This window comes from Sulfurovum sp., assembly GCF_049668085.1.
Lineage (GTDB): Bacteria > Campylobacterota > Campylobacteria > Campylobacterales > Sulfurovaceae > Sulfurovum.
The window spans coordinates 1-17,423 of the sequence record NZ_JBATIY010000013.1 but is presented as its reverse complement, the minus strand read 5'-3'; the positions used below and the strand labels follow the sequence as shown (position 1 = coordinate 17,423).

General features: G+C 37.5%; 17 protein-coding genes and 1 pseudogene. All 18 read right to left on the bottom strand.

Annotation, left to right across the window (positions count from 1 at the left end; translation table 11 throughout):
- Positions 1 to 30: 30 nt before the first annotated feature.
- Positions 31 to 2,754, bottom strand: coding sequence for a RecB-like helicase (locus WBM70_RS00980; protein ID WP_424556650.1), 2,724 nt, complete (start codon positions 2,752 to 2,754; stop codon positions 31 to 33).
- The gene (locus tag WBM70_RS00975; RefSeq protein ID WP_424556649.1) at positions 2,751 to 5,108 is read right to left on the bottom strand and encodes a RecB family exonuclease; all 2,358 of its coding nucleotides are present in this window, start codon (positions 5,106 to 5,108) and stop codon (positions 2,751 to 2,753) included. Before WBM70_RS00975 ends, WBM70_RS00980 begins: the two co-directional genes overlap by 4 nt.
- Before the next feature lie 102 nt (positions 5,109 to 5,210).
- A complete protein-coding gene (locus WBM70_RS00970) occupies positions 5,211 to 5,759 on the bottom strand; it encodes a FixH family protein (RefSeq protein ID WP_424556648.1) in 549 nt (182 codons plus the stop codon).
- On the bottom strand, positions 5,746 to 6,375 hold the full coding sequence (locus tag WBM70_RS00965; protein ID WP_424556647.1) for a hypothetical protein: 630 nt from the start codon (positions 6,373 to 6,375) through the stop codon (positions 5,746 to 5,748). The genes WBM70_RS00970 and WBM70_RS00965 overlap by 14 nt, the downstream gene beginning before the upstream one ends.
- A 104-nt stretch (positions 6,376 to 6,479) precedes the next feature.
- A complete protein-coding gene (locus tag WBM70_RS00960) occupies positions 6,480 to 6,716 on the bottom strand; it encodes a DUF4006 family protein (RefSeq protein ID WP_424556646.1) in 237 nt (78 codons plus the stop codon).
- Positions 6,717 to 6,726: 10 nt separating this feature from the next.
- Entirely contained in the window at positions 6,727 to 7,620 is an 894-nt protein-coding gene (locus WBM70_RS00955; protein ID WP_424556645.1) for a c-type cytochrome, read from the bottom strand.
- Positions 7,617 to 7,835 (bottom strand): cytochrome c oxidase, cbb3-type, CcoQ subunit, encoded by a 219-nt coding sequence (locus WBM70_RS00950; RefSeq protein ID WP_424556644.1) that lies wholly within the window; start codon positions 7,833 to 7,835, stop codon positions 7,617 to 7,619. Before WBM70_RS00950 ends, WBM70_RS00955 begins: the two co-directional genes overlap by 4 nt.
- 10 nt (positions 7,836 to 7,845) lie before the next feature.
- Complete coding sequence (gene ccoO / locus WBM70_RS00945; protein ID WP_424556643.1) at positions 7,846 to 8,511, bottom strand: cytochrome-c oxidase, cbb3-type subunit II; 666 nt, start codon at positions 8,509 to 8,511, stop codon at positions 7,846 to 7,848.
- 5 nt (positions 8,512 to 8,516) lie between these two features.
- Positions 8,517 to 9,992 carry a cytochrome-c oxidase, cbb3-type subunit I gene (gene ccoN / locus WBM70_RS00940; RefSeq protein ID WP_424556642.1) on the bottom strand — a complete coding sequence of 492 codons (1,476 nt, stop codon included), beginning with the start codon at positions 9,990 to 9,992 and terminating at the stop codon, positions 8,517 to 8,519.
- A 250-nt stretch (positions 9,993 to 10,242) separates the two neighbouring features.
- Positions 10,243 to 10,857 (bottom strand): tetratricopeptide repeat protein, encoded by a 615-nt coding sequence (locus WBM70_RS00935; RefSeq protein ID WP_424556641.1) that lies wholly within the window; start codon positions 10,855 to 10,857, stop codon positions 10,243 to 10,245.
- A gap of 1 nt (position 10,858) precedes the next feature.
- Complete coding sequence (locus WBM70_RS00930) at positions 10,859 to 11,392, bottom strand: hypothetical protein (RefSeq protein ID WP_424556640.1); 534 nt, start codon at positions 11,390 to 11,392, stop codon at positions 10,859 to 10,861.
- Between the two features lie 94 nt (positions 11,393 to 11,486).
- Entirely contained in the window at positions 11,487 to 12,350 is an 864-nt protein-coding gene (locus tag WBM70_RS00925; protein ID WP_424556639.1) for a protoheme IX farnesyltransferase, read from the bottom strand.
- On the bottom strand, positions 12,347 to 13,552 hold the full coding sequence (gene coxB / locus WBM70_RS00920; protein ID WP_424556638.1) for a cytochrome c oxidase subunit II: 1,206 nt from the start codon (positions 13,550 to 13,552) through the stop codon (positions 12,347 to 12,349). The genes WBM70_RS00925 and coxB overlap by 4 nt, the downstream gene beginning before the upstream one ends.
- Before the next feature lie 14 nt (positions 13,553 to 13,566).
- A complete protein-coding gene (locus WBM70_RS00915) occupies positions 13,567 to 13,896 on the bottom strand; it encodes a cytochrome C oxidase subunit IV family protein (protein ID WP_424556637.1) in 330 nt (109 codons plus the stop codon).
- Positions 13,886 to 14,575 carry a cytochrome c oxidase subunit 3 gene (locus tag WBM70_RS00910; protein ID WP_424556636.1) on the bottom strand — a complete coding sequence of 230 codons (690 nt, stop codon included), beginning with the start codon at positions 14,573 to 14,575 and terminating at the stop codon, positions 13,886 to 13,888. The genes WBM70_RS00915 and WBM70_RS00910 overlap by 11 nt, the downstream gene beginning before the upstream one ends.
- Positions 14,575 to 16,230, bottom strand: coding sequence for a cytochrome c oxidase subunit I (locus WBM70_RS00905; protein ID WP_424556635.1), 1,656 nt, complete (start codon positions 16,228 to 16,230; stop codon positions 14,575 to 14,577). The genes WBM70_RS00910 and WBM70_RS00905 overlap by 1 nt, the downstream gene beginning before the upstream one ends.
- Positions 16,223 to 17,017 carry an SCO family protein gene (locus WBM70_RS00900; protein ID WP_424556634.1) on the bottom strand — a complete coding sequence of 265 codons (795 nt, stop codon included), beginning with the start codon at positions 17,015 to 17,017 and terminating at the stop codon, positions 16,223 to 16,225. Before WBM70_RS00900 ends, WBM70_RS00905 begins: the two co-directional genes overlap by 8 nt.
- 226 nt (positions 17,018 to 17,243) lie before the next feature.
- Positions 17,244 to 17,423, bottom strand: a pseudogene (locus tag WBM70_RS00895) (D-alanine--D-alanine ligase); the annotation flags it as partial.

Here is a 17,423-nt window from a genome sequence, read left to right as displayed (position 1 = left end):
ACATAAACTTAAAATTTATTTAAATTAAGATTATTTTAAGTTTATGCTCTCAATTTCTCCTTCTAAAATATAAATGATCATTCCTTCTGTTCTTTTTCCTGTAATATTAGTAATGGCTTTTTTATAGTATCCAACCTGATTTTGATGTTTCATAGCATATTTCTTAGAGCTTTTATAATCTATAACCAAATAATGATCCTTATACTCTAAAAGTAGATCGATCTGTTTAAGTTCACCCTCGAAACTCAGTGATTGCTCTTTACGTACCTTTGCACCGTGAAGCAAAGTCTGAAACGCTTGGTTTTCTATGAGTGCTCTGATGCGCTGTTCTATCTCACTTTTACTCTCACTGCTCAGTTGCTGTCCATACCTATTGTTCATCGACATTATAGCCGTAGATAAACTTACCTCATCAAATGTACCTAACATCTCTAATGCATAATGCAAGGCCGTTCCAAAAAGAATGGCTTCATAATCTTTCTCTTCTTCCTCATCAAGTGCTGAAGTCTCTTGTGTTCCATAATTTGACAGTACAATAGATTGACTCATTTTCTCTCGCTGAAGGTTTGACCCTAAATGTTCTACACGCAATGTGCCAACGCATAGTGGCTCCATTCCTATCTCATCAAAAACAGACTCTTTAGGCTTTCGTATCACTATCAAACCTTCAACAGCACGTGTAAGTGCCACATACAGTACATTTTTACTGTCTTTTAACGCAGAAGCTTTTCTCTCTTCTATGATCTGAGCATAGTTTTCATCGAAGTTTTCTCTACCTTTGGTTCTGTAAAGAATTTGATCTATATAAAGGTTGTCATCGTAATGGTAAATGAGTGCAGACTTGTCAGCATTTTTGCGTGTTAGTTTATCCAAGAGTATGACATATTCAAATTCCAGACCTTTTGAACCGTGTACGGTCATGATCTTTGCACCGTGTACAGAGTTCGATGCCACAGCGATACTCGAACTCTTAAACTCTTCTACAAATGTTGGTATATCAGAAAAGGCAGAAGCAAATTCCAAAAGTTTTAAAATGTTCAAGTCGTCATCAAAATACCCAAACTCACGTACAAGTCTGTCTGTAGCCTGCAAAGGAGACATAAATGCAGAGAACCAGGAGAGATCTACCTCATCTAAATTTTTTCCTACATTGAGAAGCATTGCCTGAGCATCTATCTTCTCCCCAAAGAACAAATATTCACACATCGAAACCAACGCAGCTATTTTAGGCATATTTTTTAAAGAAGAAGAGGTTTTTAAAAGGGTATGTATACCTTCGTTTTCACAGGCTTCTTGTAAACTCTGTCCATCTTTGTTCGTATGTACCAAAAAAGCGATCTCATCTGCAGGTACACCCAGATCTAAAAGTTTTTTAGCCTGTGTGACTGCTTCAGTGATGAGCTCTTCAGACTCCAACACTTCTACATATCCTTCAGACGCTCCAACCTTGCTCTTTTGCGCTGTGTAACCCTCCATAGTTTCTTCAAACCAGCGATTGACCTGTTCCACCACATTTTTAGAACTTCTATAGTTCGTGTCCATAGGTAGTATATCTACGCCATAATTTTCTGCCACTTTGTCAAACAACTCCTCTACCCCGCCACGAAAACGGTAGAGTGACTGCTTGGTATCTCCCACATAAAAGAAGCTCTTAAATTCACTCTGACCATGTCCAGAAAAGATCTCATCAATAAGGGGTTTAAGTAAGAAAAACTGCAAGGTAGATGTATCTTGAAATTCATCAAGCAGTATATGTTTGAACTTAGCATCTATTTTAAAGTATAAGAATTCTTTACTCATACTCTCATGTAAAAGTCTGTAGGTAAAATAGGTCAGATCATCAAAGGTAAGTACACCTGAACTTTTAGCATTTGTAATAACAGCATTTTTATAATAGTCATAGATATGAAAAAGGTTTTGTAACACTATGGACTCTTTAGCCTGCGCCCATTTTTCCAACTCTGATTTCAAAGAAGCATAAAGCCCCTCCATCTCATTATTGGCTACTTTCTTAAACCAGCTGTGTTCTCCTAAAGTCTCTTTTTCAAAAAGTCCTTTAACAAAAAGTTCTTTGATACTCTTCGTTTCAAACTGACCCATACAACGTGCCGCAGCACCTGCATCTGCAAGTTCGTTTATCATTTTTAGGCGTAAAACCTCACACATCTCTTCTTGTTTTGACACATTTATGCCTGTCTCTTTTTGATCGGCTAAGAGTGGGTCCACTTTATAGAAGTTCTGCATCAGATCAAAGATCTTACCAAAACGTTTATCTTCGATATCCATCGCAAGTTTTACCAGGTTAGAAAGTAAACCGTTTACTTGTATCTCATCTAAAAAGTGCTTTTCCAGCGCATCTTCACCCTGCTCTTTAGTGACAAAATCCGGTTCAAGCCCCAACTCCAAAGAAGCCGCGCGTAAAATACCCGAAAAAAAGCTGTCCAGTGTTACGATGTAAGCACTGGAAGCTAAAAACCGTGCCAGTACTTCGGGCTGTTTTGCAAACAATACTTCTTTAGTGAATCCTGTTTGAACCACGATAGCATCTAAAAATGCTTCATTCTCCCCCAGGTTCCGTAAAGAGTCCACCACCCTTTGACGCATCTCTGCTGCTGCTTTATTCGTAAAAGTTGCTGCAAGTATGCTGTTCGGAGACTCTCCCATAAAGAGCAATGATATATAACGAACTGAGAGTGCAAAGGTTTTTCCGCTTCCCGCTGAAGCTGAGTAAGCAAGATAAGGTTTAAAACTCATAAGTACTCCCCTCTTCCACACATTAAAGTAAACTCGCACCACTTACATTTTTGCAGATCTTCACATTTTTCAGCCACAAAACGCTTAGTTTGTTTCAATGTAGATATATGCTCCTCCAAAAGTGTATTTCTCTCTTCAAGCAGTGTCACTTGCTGCATCTCTCCTCCATCTAGTATCTTTAAAAAAGCCAAAGAGATATTTTGGTATTTACCTGCCAACAGCTGCGAGTAGATGCTCATCTGGAAATCTGTGATCTTCTCGGGGTTTAGTTTTTTTGGTTCTTTATCCACATTCCCGCTTTTATAATCCAGCACCAAAGTATCTGTAGTATTCTGATCTATACGGTCGATGCGTCCTTTGAAGCGCAACCCGCCTATCTCTGCGCTAAACTCTTTTTCTCTGTGTATCACTTTCCAATCTGCTTGAAAATGTGCTATTTGTATCTCTATATACCCTTTTAGCTTCTCTTTCCAAAGCAGTTTTCTATAGGCAGTTTTAGCATCATCAAAAGGGAGAAGGATGTCTATTTGTTTATGTATGGCTAATGCTAAGTCCTTACTTGAAGTATAGTGGTCATTTCTCTCATGTATGCGTTCAAGTACAGTATGTAAAAAGGAACCCTCATTGAGTTCATCATCTTCTTTAGCCTCTATCTTCTGTATGTAGCGGTAATAGTATTTTCTCTTACATTCCAAATAGGTCTTTAGTCGTGAAGCCGACCAGGTGATATCCTGTGCATTAAAATGCTCTATAAGAGGAACATTTTCAACCTTAAGTTGTGAAGGTTGTGCATAAAGCAGGTCAAATTGTGCTTGTGTCTGTTCTGCTTTAGATAGACCTAACTCATAAAGGAACTTTGAGGGTAGCTTATTGTCTGAAGTACTGTAGAGTATGACTGACTGGGAAGCTTGCTCCAGTAAGCGTTTGTAATACTGCTTTTGTAACGCTTCCCTATCACTTTTTGTTGGTAGGCTTGCAAAAGCACGTACTGCTGAATTCAGGAACTGATCTTTACTGGAAGTTGCAGGTACTACCCCTTCATTAAAATCTACGATGACAACACCTTCAAAATACACACCTCTGGTCTCAAGCACTCCCATAACAGTGATCTTCCCGCCGCGTACATCATCCATTGTCACTTTCGAAAGTGACTTAAGCCATAAAAAGAGCCACTCTTTTAATCCCAGTTCTTCACCTTCTAACACTTTAATGAAGTGCAGATATTTCTCATACACCCGCTCATTGAACTTTTCTTTTTTCTTTCCTTCTAACAATGGGCTCTCGTGTAATCCCAATCCATCTATACAGCTAAAAAAATCTCCCATATTCATTTTCTTGCTAGCAGATATCTTTTCTATCTCTTCAATGTTAAAGCCATAACGCTCAAGCAGTTTTTTACTCTCTTTATCAAAACTTTTCCAGTACCCGTAAAGTGCCTCTAATGATTTATAGATACGTCCCTTACTGTAATCATATCCCATCGCAAAGTTCAGGTTATTATGTCTGTCAAAAAGTGTAAAGTGTTCTTTAAAGCTCTCATCTGGGAGTATCAGTACGATCTCTTCAGGTTTCAACCCAGAGCCTACCATCTCTTCTATCTTGGCAAATGCTACAGCAACCTGCTCTTCTCTCTCTTCTACAGCATAAACCTTTGCATCAATAGCACTCTCATTTTTTTGCATACTTAAGACTTTTTTATCCGTCATTGAAAAATGGATGTGTTGGTCATTTTCTAAAATAATGCCTAGCGACTCAAAACGCTCTTGCATTTTTTTGTTGAACTTGGAAGTGGTATAGTGTATAGTCAGTGATACTTCTTTTGAGATCTTTTCAAGTAACATCAGCTCAAAATAACTTAAGTACCCTTCAAGATGTACGGCTACACTCTCATAGGCTTGCAAAAAGCCCTTATTAAGCATGTAACCAGTGGGGATAAAAGCCTTGTCTGTGTAGCCTCTCTCCTCTAAAAGTGTTTGGTAGTTTTCCAAAAGTCTCTGAAGTATCTCCAAGTGTGCACCAAACTCTGCATAGGCATCTGCCTCGGCCAAAGTTAAAAAATCTATCTGTTCTGCTGCCAACTCTTCAAAAAATTTAAACAGTGCATCACTCTTTGTAAAGAACCGTACTAATGAGAGGTCAAGATTTAAATCTTCAAATGCTTCAAATGCTGCAGCTTTACGTAGGAGCAGTATACGTTGCAGGGGATCAATCTGTATTTTATTTTCAAGCAGTATGGCGCGCTGTTCAAACTCATCCATACGCATAAGTCCAGGTAAAAAACCATCTTGTTCTTTATGTTCAGAACTTACTGTTCTTAATGCTCGTGATGTTGGATAAATATGGAGTTGATTCATGTTAAGCAGTATAGCATAGAGTAGAAGATAAAAAAGAAAAATCTGTCATATTGACAGAGAAAGTCTAAGACAAGGGGATACCTTGTCTTAAAGGTTTACAGTTTATGGTTTGAGATACGCAGCTATTTCAGAGTAACCCATTGCATCAGCGACTTCTACTCTTAGTTGTAGCGAATATCTTCCCGCTTTCGTGATATTCACATCTGAAATTTGATATGTTCCATCAACATATGGAACATTCACAAAAAGCTGGTCTTCACGTCTACTGTGAGGCTGAGTCAGTAAAAATGTTACATTAGCATCAGGTACATTTGTACCATTTTTTTTAACCACTTCATACGTGAATACATTAGCCCCCTTTGATAACTTCACTGCATTTGGCTGGGGCCTGTTACTATTTACATTGTCAATCATGACCATCGTTTCTGCATTAACAATATTAATAGCATATGCTTTATCAAATGCCATTTTCAATTTCTCAATCTGATTGATATTCATGTCTGCCATCTGATACTTGAGCATATATTGATTGGACTCTTGTACCGGCATCGATGAAGCTGATTTTATAGTCCAATAGCCCAAGAAGATCCCAATAAAAAGAAACCCTAATATCATATGCGGCCAATAGGTTTTTTTGTTATTTGCTTCCATTTTTCATCCTCATATATCGTGGTCTAATTACATAAATCCAGAGTACCAGTATGGAACCGATATAGATAAAAAACCTTAATATCCAGACCATCGTTTGTGTCTCATTAGGTATCGTTTTAGTAAGTTCGATGCCTTTTGACTCTGCAATATTATCAGCAAGCTCTGAAAAAGCCTGCAATACACCAATGTTATGTTTATCTTCCTCTTCGTTGCTATCTTTTACAGCAACCACATCAACTCCAGCATCTCTGACTCTATTGTAGTCATATAAGCTTCGAACTTCATCAGATGAAGGGATCAATCCTACTCGACCCTTCATGTCTGCCTGTTCAGTTATTTTTGCTTGTGGTGCAAAGATAAATAATACATAAGGCTTGCTCATGTCCTTCTTAAACTTCTTGCTATACTCTACAAAATTAAAGCCAACTGGGTAATATTCGTTGGTTGCAATTACATATCCATTGATACCCGTTTTTGCAAAAAGTTCATCACCCATCTCATTAATAAGTTGTGAAGCTTCAATTTTTAAAATGTCATCTTTGAGTATATGTGTAGCGTTTAGAAGAAGTGGAAGGACCAAAGCAAGCAAGGTTGCCCTTACTGTTGCTTTGAACATATTTTACCCTACATATAAAAGGTTGCCACTAAATGACAAATAAACTGCCGCTATAGCTGCAAATACCATACATGCAATAAGTACTTTATCCATATATTTAATCATTATTTATCCTTTTTTGCATCAATAAATGCAAATTGTTTATTATTCACATCTATCTGTTTAAGGTTATTTATATCTCTGATAGCTGTCGGGTCATATGGGTTTACTGCTGCTTCTCTTTGTGTAACAATAGCCATAAGCTGCAAAGCAACAAGAATTGCAATTAACCCTACGATCGAGATCAATATCCCAAATATCCCATGAAGACCAAATACACTTCGTTTTGTATTTTCTGACATATTAAACTCCTTAGTTTGACAATGACTGAACATATACAGTCAAAGCTTTCTCTTGTACTGGTGTAATGAGCGTTTTAAATGATGGCATTTTACCAAGTATACCCTTTTTACCATGTTGCAATGTATGGCTCATTACCGCAGCATCATACTCTACAAGGTTTGGTGACATTCCACCGTTCCCTTTACCATCAGCGCCATGACATCCACTACATGCTCCAATATATGATGCAGGTTGTTCACCTTTCATACCACCAGCCACATATGCAGCGATCTCTTCAGCATGTTCACCTTGTGCTGTAGCAGGAGGCATCATACCTAATGGATAGCCAAGTTGGTTTTGACCGTTGTTGATCACATCTAAAACTTGTGCTTTAGTCATTCTAGTTGAGAAATCTTGTGCTCTACCAGAAAGACCATCACCAGAATTACCATGACACTGGGCACACTGCACTAGATAGATTGATTCACCCATCTCTTTTAGTGTTGCTTCATCTGCATTTTTATGAGTCTCTTCAAACTTTTTATTATAAGCTATAACCTCTTCATTATACTCACCGATCGAGCTATACGCGTTCACAGGATAACCTATCAAACCATACCACATTGACCAAAGGAACAGTGCTAAGAATGAATATGCCCAACCTGAAGGCAGCTCATTTTTATACTCACCGATCCCATCCCAATTTTCCTCTGCAAGTTCACCACCTGCAGTATCAGATTTAATCTGATTGATATATTTAACCGCAACACCTGCTGTGATCGTTGCAACTGCAATAGCACCACCCATTGTTATCGCAGTCATATCATCAGCAAGAACATCCATATCCAAGCTGTTTACTACTGCAATCGTTGCAATAATTAACAACGCTGCAAATCCCAACGCTTTTATCATTAATGCATTCATTTATTCTCCTCCTTGTATTCTCTTTGTGAAGCGGGTTTATCTTCTACAGGTGTACTTGTGACTTCATCATCAAGTGCAATATCCCCATATTTTTCAAAATCACGCTCACCTTTTTTTTCACTTCTGTATAGATGTACAATATATCCATACAGCATCACTACCAAAAAAATGGTCATAAAGAAACTGGCATAGCCTTGAATATCTCTAATGTCCATTTTATCTCGCCTACTTTAAGCTGTTAAGGTAAGCAATCAATGCTACGATCTCAGGTACTTGACCATTCGCAACTGCTTCTTTAACATCTTTGTTTTTCATATCATCAGCGATAGCTTTTGCATCAGCAACAACTTTTGGTCTGTGTGCTTCCCATGCAGCTCTAGTTCTTTTGAACTCTGGACCATATGGTGTATGAAATGCATTTTTAACTGTTACCGCTTCTGCATACGCAGTTTCGATATCAGCTAGATTTGTAAAGTGATGCTTATATGCCGGCATAATAGAACCTGGTACGATCTCAGAAGGATTCAACATGTGGTTTTCATGCCAATCTGTTGTTCTGTAGTTTCCTACACGGTGAAGATCCGGACCAGTTCTTTTTGAACCCCAAAGGAATGGTCTGTCATATGCATATTCACCAGAAAGTGAGTAGTCACCGTAACGATCTGTCTCAGATTTAAACGGACGGATCAACTGTGAGTGACATGAGTGACAGTTGTCTTTAATATAAACATTTTTACCCGCAAGTTCAAGAACGGTACGAGGTTTCGTATCAATTGTTGGTTTTGCAGCCAATGAGAAGTTTGGAACGATCTCAATAAGACCTGCAAACGCAATTACAATCGAAATTGCCGCAGCAAAGAAGAATGGGTTTTTTTCTAACCAATGAAACATAATACCTACCTCCCTGATGCCATAGGCGTTCTAAACTGTGGTTCTTCTGTAATCTCTTTAGAAGAAGTTATAGTTTTTATCATATTGTAAGCAAACATCATGAACCCAATAAGGTACATAACACCGGCAACAGTTCTGATCACATAATAAGGATGGAGTACATTTACTGTATCAATAAAGCTATACATCAAGTTACCATACTCATCAACTGCTCTCCACATCATACCTTGTGTGATACCTGCGATCCACAGTGATGTAAAGTAAAGAACAACAGCTGTTGTTTGAAGCCAGAACTGAGTCTCCATAAGCTTTTTAGAGTAAACCTCTCTTTTAAACATACGAGGAGCCATATGGAACAATGCAGCCATAACCATAAATACAACCCAACCAAGTACACCATCATGCACGTGTCCTGGGATCCAGTCTGTAAAGTGCGCAATTGCATTGACTGATTTGATCGATTGGATAGGACCTTCAATAGTTGACAACATGTAGAATGTTGAAGCAAGTATCATGAATTTGATCAGTGGATTCTCTGTTAACTGATTCCACTCACCTTTCATCGTAAGGAGCATGTTAATTGCTGAACCCCAAGATGGCAAGATAAGTACTACTGAGAACGCAGAACCCATTGTTTGCATCCAGTCTGGAACAGTTGACCATAAAAGATGGTGTGAACCAGCCCATAGGTATACGAACATTAATCCCCAGAAAGAAAGTAAAGAAAGCTTATATGAATAGATCGCTTGTCCAGACTCTTTTGGAAGGAAATAGTAGATCATACCAACAATAGGTACAGTAAATCCAAATGCAACCGCATTGTGTCCATACCACCACTGTACTAGAGCATCATTTGTTCCAGAATACATAGATACTGAGTGAGTGATAGAACCTAATCCCTCAGTCATAAGGTAAGTAGGTAAAGCCATATTGTTGAATAAGTACAACATAGCAATACCAAGGAAACAAGCTAGATAATACCATACAGAGATATAAAGTGCTTTCTCTCTTCTAATTCCTATAAGTCCCATCATAGACAGACCCCACAGAACCCAGATCACAACGATCACAAGATCGATAAACCACTCAAACTGTGCATATTCTTTACCACTTGAGATACCTAATAAAAGTGTAATTGTCGCAAGTAATGCCCCTACAAAATAAAGCCAAAAATGGATTTTACTAACAACCATAATGAACTTAGATTCTGCCATAGATACTTTCAGTACCCTTTGACCCAGATAATACCATGTAGCGAAGATGGCACTTACCGTAAATCCGAATACCACTACATTTGTATGAATTGGTCTAAGTCTTGAAAATGTCCCATACTCACCCAATAGATAGTTTAATTCAGGAAATGCCATTTGTGCGGCAATAATTGTACCGACTAACATACCTAAAAATCCAAACAAAATTGTTGTATATGTAAACAGTTTTGCTATTGAATAATCATATTCCAATGCTGCGTTTGATTGCATGCATACCCCCTTGTATAAATTATATGCTGTAAATTAATTACAACACTCAATAATTATTATAATCTTATTTGATTATAAGTGTACTTAAATAATTCTTTAATAATTTTATTTGAGGGAAAAGGTTACATCTGACGTATATATGGGGCCTGTTAAGGCATCAAAGGAGTAATTTTATCCTATTTATTTAATCAAGTTTATTGATTTTTTTAGGAGTAATTTACTCCTAAATATGGTCCTGTAAAGAAGATAATTATTGAAACCAACCCTTGATTGTAGCCCAGATCCCGGTTTCTATACCTTTGTCTTCATTATCTAAATCTGTGAATCTATCACACCCGGCTTTCAGACCTGCATCACAGCCCTTTTTATAATACTCTTTTTCTTTCACACGACTTTTAGTTACACCAAATCCACCGCGATATATGATAGCAACATTATAGCAGGCATCACCACTTTCTAATTCACATGCTTGTTCGTAGTACTCTCTTGACTTTACATCATCCTGTCTTACATCATGCCCGTCACGATAAATAGTTCCCATAGCTTCACATGCAGATTTAATACCTCTTGCACATGATTTTTCAAGATATGGTATAGCCGCACGGTAACCTTTATCCTTGTAGTAATTATCCCCCATAATATCACAAGCTCTATTTTCCTCAAGTATGCATGCCTTACGTATATAACTCATACCCTCTTCTTTGATATCCTGTACCTTTGCATTATCACCTGTAACCATAGGCAGTGCATACTCATAACATGCTGTTGCATTATTATCACCACATAAAACTTTTAATGTTTCACTCTGTGATGCTGAAAGTGTAGATAAAATAAATAAGCTTAATGTGACAAAAATCTTTAACATACTATTTACCTTCTCTTTTCTCTTTATCTCTTTTCATTGCTTCAACCAGATGTGTATTATCATCTTCCATTTGATTAAATGCCTGAGTCATTCTCTCTTTAAATACTTCCCCATCCAATCCATCACTGAGTGCTTTTTCATAATGCGTTTTAAAATCTTTATACGGTGTGGCACCAGAGGAGAGTATCATTTTCATCTCTACACCCGGGAAATACTTCTCCCATGCTTCTGTAGCTGTTTTGAGTACTTTTTTATTATTAAAGTATGAGACTGCCACAATGATCTGCATAGCAAATACAAGTAATATAATATAAAATACAATCGCTTGTGCTATGCCTAACTCCTTAAAAGATGCAGGGTTAAAAATGGCTGCATACATTGCAAAAGGTAAAATGAAAAAAGCTAACTTGATCCACTTACTACTCAATCCTCCAAATTTTGAATTATCATAAATGAGTCTTTTTTTTATTTTGTTATTCTTTTCTTTAAAAACGCTCTCTGCGATAGTTTGAATGCTATATTGTTTTTCTTGCATGGTTTTTCCTTGGGATATTGCTATAGAAGTGTAGTTAAATTTAATAAACTAGAGATTAATAGCAGAAGAAATTTCTTCTACCATTTGAAGTGTGTTACAGATGATGTTTAATATACTCATCAACACTTAGAAGTACAATGATACCCAAAAAGGCTGCATTGATCTTCCAAAAAATTGCACGCGCATCTGTAAGTTTAAACTCTTTTTTGAGCAGTTTCATTGAGGTGAGAAACGCCCAGATACCTAGTGCTGCAGCAAGTACAATAGTGATATTTGAATAGACATTAAATGTATATACCAAAAATATACCTGCATGTATAGTTAGTACCAACCACACAAATGTTAGTCTTTGCAGTGTACCTTCACCAAATAAACGCATTGCTGTTGGATAACCCCCATCTTTGTAGTCACCGTGAAATAACATCACCAATAACCAAAAATGTGGTACTTGCCATATAAAATAATATACCGCTAAGGCAATGAATTCCAACTCAAACAATGAATGCCCTGCAACAAGCCAACCAATTGCAGGTGGGATTACCCCCAGTATTGCACCAGGCACAACTGCCAAAGCAGATCTCTTCTTCAAAGGTGTATACATGAGATTATACCAAAGAAAGGCAAAAGCAAAAAAGTTTATACCGGTAAGCCCCAAAAGTGAATAGATGAAAGCAAACGAGAGCAAGATCAAAACAACAGCTATGATCGTTCCTGTACGAGGTGACATACGACCCGCTGCGATAGGACGATTCTTTGTACGTTCCATCTTGGAATCTTCTCTATACTCTTGTACTTGATTAAGAGTAGAAACCCCCATCGCTACTAGAAGTACTGAGAAGGTAGCAAGAAACATATCCGGACCAATCTCTCCCTTTGCCATGATATAGGCAAAGAGTGCAGATAAACTTACTGCAAAAGAGAGAACGAACTTTGTAACAATAAAAAAATCTTTTATCATTTATTCTTGTCAAGATATTCAGCAATTAGTGAAATATCTTCTTCTGTCATATCAGGGTATGCTGGCATTCTACCGATTGTACCTTCTTTACCGTGTTTAAATACCTGGCTCAAAAGTGTAGCATCATATCCTACAAGATTCGGAGACATTCCACCCATTCCTTTGCCATCTTCACCATGACATGAAGAACATGCAGAAAATGATGCAGGTTGTTGACCTTTCATTCCACCAGCTACATATGCAGCGATTTCTTCAGCATCTTTACCTAAAGCCAACCCAGCTGGCATTGCTCCCATAGGATAACCAAATTGATCTTGACCATTCTTGATGACATCTAATACTTGTTCTTTACTGAATCTAGTTTTGAGAGAAGGTCCAATAAGTCTAGTATCTTTTTCAATTGCATGACATTGTTTACATCCATTGTCTCTCAATAGTGAATCACCTGTTTTAGCAAAATTACCTTTTGGAGTCTCTTGAGTACTGTTGAACCAAGCATTATACTCATCTTTTTCCATAACAACGACCTTTGAATACATATAAGAGTGAAGTGTACCACAGTATTCAGCACACTCTACATCATACTCACCCACTTGATTTGCATTGAACCATTGTTTTGTTGTTCGTCCAGGAACAACATCTTCTTTCATACGGAAAGCAGGTATATAATATGAGTGAATCACATCGTCTAATGGTGCACTCATTTTTAAAATAATGTTTGTATTTACTGGTACATAAAGTGCAGAGATACCCATTGTACCCGGTTCAATGACTTTACCATTCTCATCCATTACTGGTTTTTTAAACACACCACCAATTTTATGAACATACCCACTTGCATTTGCTGGGTATTCATACTTCCATTTCCATTTAGATCCTTCAACATTGATCACAATACTTTGTGATTCAGCCGGCATTGTTCTGAACATTTGCATGGTTGTATTACCGTAGTAAAAGAAAATCATCACTGCGATGATTGGTACGATCGTCCACGTTAACTCTAAACCGGTATGGTGAGTCAAGTTACCGACATCTTCATTTTTAACCTTATCTGCACGGTACTTCCATGCAAAATAGAACATCGGTACAACTACTGATAAAAATAGTGCTACCGAAATCCATACGTGCAGCCAAAATGCAAAATCCATATCTGCGTTAAAGCTTGATGCACTTGAACTAAATCCTTCTAATTTATTACTCATAAATAAAACCCCTCTTAGTGTGCTGCAGGAGCAGTAATATGACTTTCAGCTCCATATTGGAAATTTGGTACATCTATACCAATTACGATCAGAAAGAATACTGTTACAAGTGCTAATGAAAACCATACCATGGCTGTAATCAGTTTCTCACCTTTTAGGTGCATATAGTAGATAACAATTAAATATGCTTTCACTACTGCAATTAGCATTTGTGCCAAAAATGTTGAATGTGTCATAAACATATGTGGCTGTATAAATGTCACTGCTGTTAATAATAACAGTCCTACAAGTACTTTATAATATACTTTTTTCTCTTCTTGATAATTTACTGTTTTAGTGTCCACCTGTAACTCCTCCTGCTCCGATCATATAATAATAAGGGAATACAAATACCCAAATAAGGTGTACGATGTCCCAATAGAGTGCGATATTCCAATATAAAATATAATGATCCGGTGTTACGTTACCAGCATTTATACGCTTAAGTAGCCATAACATAAGACCAATACCAATAATAATATGAACTCCATGAAGTCCAGTCATTGAAAAATAAAGACCAAAGAATAATTTTTGACCAAATGGTAAAGTTGACTCAGGTAATAACTTATCATGCATCAAGAAGATACCGTGATTATACTCCGCTCTCCACTCAAAACCTTTGATGATCAAGAATGCTGTTGCTAATATGATAGTTGCCCAGATCATAAGCTTAGCACCTTTTACATCACCGGCTCTCATTTTTAGTAACCCTAGACCCATTGTAAGTGCAGACACAAGTAGAATTACTGTATTTGTACCACCAAGTAGTCTATTTAAAGATGCTGATGCATCTAAAAAATCTTGAGGGTGTAATGTATTATAGTAAGCAAGTGCAAGGAACATCGCTCCAAACATCATTACTTCTGTTAACATAAACAGCCAGAAACCTAGTTTCCCGCCGTAAAAGTCACCTTGCCATCCTTGAACCTCATGCTGGTTCCCCTCGCGGTCTGTCGCGATCTCAGGTACGTATTCGTGTCCCATTAGTCAATCCTTTGCATAGTTTCATAATTAAATTTAACCACTGGTTCACCATGGTGATACTCGTATGGATCGAAGTCAACATAAGGTACTTTAGTATGGTTCTCTAACGGTGGTGGTGATGTTGGTAAGTGCCACTCAAGTGTTGTTGCATTCCATGGATTTGGCGTTGCTGCCTCACCTTTTGTCCAACCTTTAAAGAATACCCAGAACATATAGATAAGACCAGCGATGAAGATCACTGCACCAACAAATGAAAGCTGGTGATAGATTTGGAACTCTGGAAGGTAGTCAAAGTAACGTCTTGGCATACCGTAGTAACCGGCGATGAACATTGGGAACCATAGAAGGTTAAATCCAACAAAGTTTAGGTAGAAAGCAATTTTTGCTTTTCTTTCGTTATACATTTTACCTGTAATAAGTGGGAACCAGTAGTGCATACCGGCAAACATCAAGAATACAACCCCACCAAGAATAGCATAATGGAAGTGAGCAACAGTATAGTAAGTATCTTGTAAGTGAATATCCATACCGATCATTGTGATCGTAATTCCAGTGATACCACCGATAGCAAAAGTAATAATTGTTCCTAAAGCCCATATCATAGGAGTTGAAAGAACAATTTTACCTTGGTACATTGTAGCAATCCAGTCATAGAACTTAACACCTGTTGGAATAGCAACAAAGAAAGTCAAGAATGAGAATACTGTTTTAGCAACATCTGACATACCTGATGTATAGAGGTGGTGACCCCATACTAAGTAACCGATACCAGCAATTGACGCTGATGAAAGAGCGATCGTTCTATATCCAAATACCTCTTTTCTTGAGAAAGTAGGGATGATCTCAGACATAATACCAAATGCTGGAAGAATCATAAGATAAACAGCCGGGTGAGAGTAGATCCAGAATAAGTGTTGGAATAATACTGGATCCCCACCTTTTGCCGGATCAAAAATACCAATACCAAAATACTTTTCTAAAATTGCAAGAATAAGCGTAATACCAACAACTGGTGTAGCAAGAAGCTGAATCCATGCAGTTGCGTAGATACCCCATACAAATAGTGGCATTTTAAAGAATGTCATACCTGGTGCTCTAAGTCTGTGGATCGTTACCAGGAAGTTAAGACCTGTAAGAATAGAAGCAAAACCAAGAACAAATGCAGCTACAAGCGCCATAATAACGTTTGTTCCTGTGTTCATTGAGTATGGTGCATAGAATGTCCAACCTGTATCTGCTACACCTTCACCAATAAATAGTGATGCAAGTGCAATACAACAACCAGCGATATATAGCCAGAATGTAAACCAGTTAAGTCTCGGGAAAGATACATCTTTCGCACCGATCATAAGTGGCATAACAATGTTTCCAAATATCGCAGGAATCCCTGGAATAATAAAAAGGAAGATCATAATTACACCATGAAGTGTAAACGCCTGGTTAAATGTATCTCCGTCCATGTACTGCCCACCTGGTGCGAACAGTTCCAATCTCATAATAAATGCTGTAAATACAGCTACAAAAAAGAATACAAACATAACAGCTGCATACATAATACCAATTCTTTTATGGTCAACAGTAAGCATCCACTGCATGAATGTACTTTTAGGGTGCCCAATGGCACAGTGTGTTTCGTCGAAATAAGTTTTACTCATCTAAGTTTCTCCTTTGGTTTTGATGTTCTTCTTGATCTCTTCTTCCTGCTTTAACAAGCCAGATAAAAAAGATGATTGTAATGATTAGTATCACTGTGGCAACTACTTTTTCCCAAGCAAAAATATATGTTTTTCCTTTTGGGTCGTAAGTGAAGCAGTACAGTAATGTTTTAGCTATGGTTGGTCCAACCTTCCCCTCCGCTGACTCCAACACTGCCATTTTAACATCGAATGGAAGTTGTTCGATACCATTAAGGTAACGCGTGATCTTTCCTTCTGGTGAAATGACAATTAATGTTGCAGCATGGATCCAGTCCACTACACCTGCTTTTGAAATAACTTTTTTATAGGTGAATCCTACTTTATCAGCTATGATAGCTGAAGAGTTATTCTCACTCAATAAAAAATGCCATGCATCTTGCACATATGGTCTATCCATCGATTCCAAATACGTTTTTCTTTTCGCTTTTGCTAAAGGTGGTGTTTCATCCTGTGCAAAGCTGATAGTCAATGCTTTGTAGTCAGTGTTTTCAGCCAGATCAAGTCTAGACAGCATTTTTGCCATATCTGCCAGTTGTGGGCCACAAATTCCCGCACATCGGTAGTAGTTCAAAGAAAGAATAGTTGGCTTTCCATCCATATACTCTTTGAGTGTTCTACTTTTTCCGTCTTCATCAATAAATGTTAGATCAAGTGGAACATATTCACCTAATTTTTCATTTACGCCTAAAGACTCGGCTTGTAGTACAGTTAATAACAGTAATACGAGCATCACAATTTTCTTCATGTACCCTCCCCATGGTTATCTCTATATTATAAAAATACGCACTTATTCTAGACCACAATCACTTAAATGGCAATGAAAATGCATAGTTTATATTATATTTAACACATAATTAACACTTTTGTGTTACAGAAAGAAATCTTTCATATTTCATATAAGATTTTATAATTTTTTTATATTTTGTAGAGTAACTATTAGGAAAGCGTTATTTTTTTGGGGTAGGGAAAGTTTACGCTTTCCCTTTTGCACTCTGGATCGAATGGATGTATTGGTAATCTACCGCTATGTTTTGTTCTTTAGGTAGGTTACTTGAGAGTCTTTGTACCATACCTTCAAAGTCTTCAAACAGATAATTCGCCATAGAACCAGGAATAGGGTTGATCTCATTAAGAAGCACTTCATCATCCAC

What these genes read in the sequence shown, in the direction of transcription:
- WBM70_RS00965 (WP_424556647.1), bottom strand. Translation starts at nt 6,375, where the DNA reads ATGTTCAAAGCAACAGTAAGGGCAACCTTGCTTGCTTTGGTCCTTCCA.
- WBM70_RS00930 (WP_424556640.1), bottom strand. Translation starts at nt 11,392, where the DNA reads ATGCAAGAAAAACAATATAGCATTCAAACTATCGCAGAGAGCGTTTTT.
- WBM70_RS00900 (WP_424556634.1), bottom strand. Translation starts at nt 17,017, where the DNA reads ATGAAGAAAATTGTGATGCTCGTATTACTGTTATTAACTGTACTACAA.
- WBM70_RS00975 (WP_424556649.1), bottom strand. Translation starts at nt 5,108, where the DNA reads ATGAATCAACTCCATATTTATCCAACATCACGAGCATTAAGAACAGTA.
- WBM70_RS00970 (WP_424556648.1), bottom strand. Translation starts at nt 5,759, where the DNA reads ATGGAAGCAAATAACAAAAAAACCTATTGGCCGCATATGATATTAGGG.
- WBM70_RS00960 (WP_424556646.1), bottom strand. Translation starts at nt 6,716, where the DNA reads ATGTCAGAAAATACAAAACGAAGTGTATTTGGTCTTCATGGGATATTT.
- ccoN (WP_424556642.1), bottom strand. Translation starts at nt 9,992, where the DNA reads ATGCAATCAAACGCAGCATTGGAATATGATTATTCAATAGCAAAACTG.
- WBM70_RS00955 (WP_424556645.1), bottom strand. Translation starts at nt 7,620, where the DNA reads ATGAATGCATTAATGATAAAAGCGTTGGGATTTGCAGCGTTGTTAATT.
- WBM70_RS00925 (WP_424556639.1), bottom strand. Translation starts at nt 12,350, where the DNA reads ATGATAAAAGATTTTTTTATTGTTACAAAGTTCGTTCTCTCTTTTGCA.
- WBM70_RS00910 (WP_424556636.1), bottom strand. Translation starts at nt 14,575, where the DNA reads ATGGGACACGAATACGTACCTGAGATCGCGACAGACCGCGAGGGGAAC.
- WBM70_RS00905 (WP_424556635.1), bottom strand. Translation starts at nt 16,230, where the DNA reads ATGAGTAAAACTTATTTCGACGAAACACACTGTGCCATTGGGCACCCT.
- WBM70_RS00980 (WP_424556650.1), bottom strand. Translation starts at nt 2,754, where the DNA reads ATGAGTTTTAAACCTTATCTTGCTTACTCAGCTTCAGCGGGAAGCGGA.
- coxB (WP_424556638.1), bottom strand. Translation starts at nt 13,552, where the DNA reads ATGAGTAATAAATTAGAAGGATTTAGTTCAAGTGCATCAAGCTTTAAC.
- ccoO (WP_424556643.1), bottom strand. Translation starts at nt 8,511, where the DNA reads ATGTTTCATTGGTTAGAAAAAAACCCATTCTTCTTTGCTGCGGCAATT.
- WBM70_RS00935 (WP_424556641.1), bottom strand. Translation starts at nt 10,857, where the DNA reads ATGTTAAAGATTTTTGTCACATTAAGCTTATTTATTTTATCTACACTT.
- WBM70_RS00950 (WP_424556644.1), bottom strand. Translation starts at nt 7,835, where the DNA reads ATGGACATTAGAGATATTCAAGGCTATGCCAGTTTCTTTATGACCATT.